Source organism: Candidatus Dependentiae bacterium (assembly GCA_013821315.1).
In the GTDB taxonomy this organism is placed as follows: Bacteria; Babelota; Babeliae; order Babelales; family Babelaceae; genus JACDHA01.
In genome coordinates, this window is the sequence record JACDHA010000049.1 from 1 (window position 1) to 3,751 (window position 3,751).

General features: G+C 30.5%; 3 protein-coding genes. All 3 read left to right on the forward strand.

Features of this window, described 5'->3' with window-relative positions; genetic code table 11:
- The coding region (locus H0X48_06855; protein ID MBA3955009.1) for a hypothetical protein at positions 1 to 217 on the forward strand (217 nt) is incomplete at its 5' end.
- Between the two features lie 81 nt (positions 218 to 298).
- On the forward strand, positions 299 to 712 hold the full coding sequence (locus tag H0X48_06860; GenBank protein MBA3955010.1) for a hypothetical protein: 414 nt from the start codon (positions 299 to 301) through the stop codon (positions 710 to 712).
- An 835-nt stretch (positions 713 to 1,547) separates the two neighbouring features.
- Positions 1,548 to 3,506 (forward strand): AAA family ATPase, encoded by a 1,959-nt coding sequence (locus tag H0X48_06865; GenBank protein ID MBA3955011.1) that lies wholly within the window; start codon positions 1,548 to 1,550, stop codon positions 3,504 to 3,506.
- Positions 3,507 to 3,751: the final 245 nt, after the last annotated feature.

A 3,751-nucleotide genomic window follows, 5' to 3' on the forward strand; every position in this document is an offset into this window, starting at 1 on the left:
TCTTTATAGATGGCATTTTAGTGATCCTGAAGAAGGTGAGAACTTTATTACATATGAAGAGTTCTTAAAAAATTACAAACTATATTTGCTATTTAAGTTAAGCAAAGAAGTTGCTCTTGAATGGCTTAATAAAACTGAAGAGCTGCTTAACATTATGAAGCGGAATTATGAACAATGTAAATATCTTCATGAAGCTGAAGTTAGCTCTATTGATTAATCGTAACAAGTCTAGTGTAAAAGTACTACTAACTTGAGAAAAAATTAAAAAGTTTACTCATTCTTACTCAGGAAAGTTTAGATGGATATATCCATAGAAGTTATTAGGTCAGAAATAGTTATCGTTGAAGGTGTTCCTTGTGCACGTGGGAAGATCTCTATAGGTGATTTTAATGAAAGGTTTGATGTTGCTTTAGAGTATTGGACTATAGAAGATTATAAAAGACAGTGGAAAGAAGGCTTAGAAAGAATTAAAAATCAAGATAAGTCTTGCCTTGTCACTTATGTTCAAGATCCTAAAAAAGCACCTTTTATTGATTGGTGGCCTTTATATAAAATAGATACTAAAGTATATGTACAAAATCATATGCTTTTTGCGCATCTTTATAGAAATAGAATTGGCAATAAAGAGTTTACACCTGATACTTGTTATGATTTTGTCCCTAGAAGAGAACAAACTGGAAGAAGATCAGAATGGATAGTAGGGTTAGAGTAATAGGAAATTATTAATTTCTTTAATTGATTAGCTAAATTTTGAATAATATAATCCTTTTGATACCAAAATGAATTTGCCATAGTATCCTTATTCTTTCATTCTGCTTGTAAATGCTACATGCCAAAGTTCATGTATTTGATCCCAAAAGCTATTGCTATAATCCATTACTAAATTACCATAAAGGCAGAATTGATTTTTCATAATCGTAAGTTTAATGTTATTGTGTCGTTTTGTAAATATAAAAATTAATAATTTGTAAATATAAAAATTATTAATTGATTTTATTTTTAAACATGTTATTATTTTAAATAATATAAACATATTTAAAATAAATAATCGCAAGGTTATTAATGTTTCACCTTAAGAAAAGTGCTTTTTTCAATGAATATAGATAGACCTAATAGAGTAATGGGAGAAATACAACAACAGTAGGCAATCTCTAACCAGATACTAGAAGCTGAACTGGAGTGCCAATTTAATCCAGAAATAAAACTTCAACGAGACGGGCAACAAGAAATGTTAGTTGATACAGTTTTACGCGTGTTGAGCTCTTCATCATATGTAAATACATTAAATAAACATTTTAGATTCTATGTTGCAAACAGATTGTAAAATAACTAAATTACATGAGCTAATGAGATTAAGGCAGCCCAAGATATGCAATTTAAGCTAAGTGAAATAATTAATCTGTCAAAAAAATTTTTAACTGATTTCACGACAAGAGCGTATGCTTTAGATTTGTTAGAAATTTTAAAAGTGTCTGATTTAATGAATATAGGTCAATCGTTATTGGGATCATCTAACTAAATTAATTCGTAAAACAAAAAGGTAATCAATGAATTATACAAAATTTATAGCGGCTATAACATGTTTAAACTTATGGTCTTTTAGCAGTTTTGCTATGGATGAAACTTCATGGTCTAAATTAGCGCAACTTATCGCTATTCGTCAGGAGCAGCAAAAAGCTCAAGCATCTATAGGCTCAACAAGCGTCGGATCATTCTGTTCCGAAGCTCCTAAAAAAACCTTTAGTGATATGGTGGGAGAAATTCCCGAAGAAATTAGATGTTTGATTAAGTACATTACTAATCCACAGCTATATAAAAGTGTAGGATTGGGATCTTTATCAGCAGAAATTTTGTTAGAAGGCCCTCCAGGCACTGGTAAAACTACTTTAGCTGAAGCTATAGCATCTGCTTTAAATAGAAATATTTATAAGTTATCTTGTACTTCTTTTATTACTGGCTATCAAGCTTCAGGTTCTGAAAGAGTAGCTGCATTATTTGATAAAATACGTACAGATAACTCTCCTGTAGTAGTTTTTATAGATGAAATAGATGGGCTTGCAAATACTGAGATATCAGATCGTAGTGGTGAAGTTTCACGGACTGTTTTTGAACTTCAAAGACAACTTGACCGGAAAGATCCTTTAGTAGTATGCGTTTTAGCTACAAATAATCTTGGTAAGATGCCAGCTGCGCTTAAGGACAGATTTGCTCATAACACTATTACCTTAGGATTACCCGACTTTGATAAGCGTTTAGCGCTCATAAAATATTACACACAAGACAAACCTTTTAAGCTTGACAAACAAGATTACGTTAATATAGCTCTTTGTACTGAAGGATTAAGTTGTAGAGTAATAGAAAATATATTAAAAAAAGCTCTATTAATGGCTTTAGATAAGCATGATGGTGAAACTAAATTTAAAATTCCGTGTAAAACTGTATATATAGCTTTATATTTAGCTCAAAACGTTAAAGTTCCTACGTATCTAGTCCGTAAGATGCTTTTCAAATATTATATGAACAAACTAGGATATAGTGCTGATGAAAAACTATTGCACTTTTTGGCAGAAAAATCTGAAGGCTTTGATAATAGCTTAATTAAATTAATTATAGAAAATGCTCAAGCTTTGTGCCACGCATGTATGAATAAAAAGTGTTCAGAAGAAGACTTTTATGTATCTTTTTACTCTAGTCAAACTGTGCATTGTCCTAATAGTGAAATGAAATCTGAAATATTAATATATTATGTTCTACTAAGAATAAATGAATTTGTGGGTTTCATTAAAGCATTTTCTAATCAGCAGCTAGTAAATGCTCTTTATTGTTTAGCACAGGAGATGGTAGATGATTTTACTGGTAATGAATTAAAAGAAGTCATAGATTATGCGATTGAAAATAAACAAAAGAGAAAAGCTGATTTTGTTAATATAGCAGATTTTTATATAGGTTTTTATAAAAAACTACTTGATAAGGCTAAGCCATATACACTTACTTGTAGCACAACTCGTTCAAAAGGTATAAAGTTTAATTATAAGAATAAACCATACTTGAATGAGGAAGTAACTTTTGTTGAAGAAGCTACTGCTTTACATGAAAAAGCTCCTTTTTTAGCAACCAATATGAAAAGCAATTCAGAAAGTGCTACAGGAAGAAATAACTATACTAAATCCTCTACACTGGATTATAGAAATAGTTATACTCCCTCAACGCTTATGATAAATTATCTTTTAGAGTATTTTTTAGAACCTACTAATGTAAAATTAAACTCGGAAATAAAGGTCGCCTTTTGTACACATTTAAGATCACAAAGTTGTTACTCAATAAAGAAAGTTTTAGAAAAACTTGTGTCGGCTATACAAGTGCAAGGGAAAACTTACGTAGGATCAAGAGAATTAATTGCTGCAGCATCAGAGGCAAATGTTGTCTTAAAAAATACAGATATTCTTATAGAAAAACCAGCAGTAGTTGCAGTTAAACAAGAAAGCTCTTCTTGCGTTATATCGTAAGCTTTATTTTAGTTTTTATTAGTAGTGAGCATATCAATAGATTTATTGATATGCTCATTTTATAGAGAGAAATCAATATTTCGTTGATACTACTAATGAGCTCAAACTTATAAGTTATCATACCAGTTGCATGCGCAGTAAGCATCGGTATACTAAATTATACCAATCACCTTTGCCAATCAATTGTATTAGTCCGCTCTTAGCCTGGAGGTTATATGACTCAGAGCATTTCGTTAGTAACTATT

What these genes read in the sequence shown, in the direction of transcription:
- H0X48_06865 (MBA3955011.1), top strand. Translation starts at nt 1,548, where the DNA reads ATGAATTATACAAAATTTATAGCGGCTATAACATGTTTAAACTTATGG.
- H0X48_06860 (MBA3955010.1), top strand. Translation starts at nt 299, where the DNA reads ATGGATATATCCATAGAAGTTATTAGGTCAGAAATAGTTATCGTTGAA.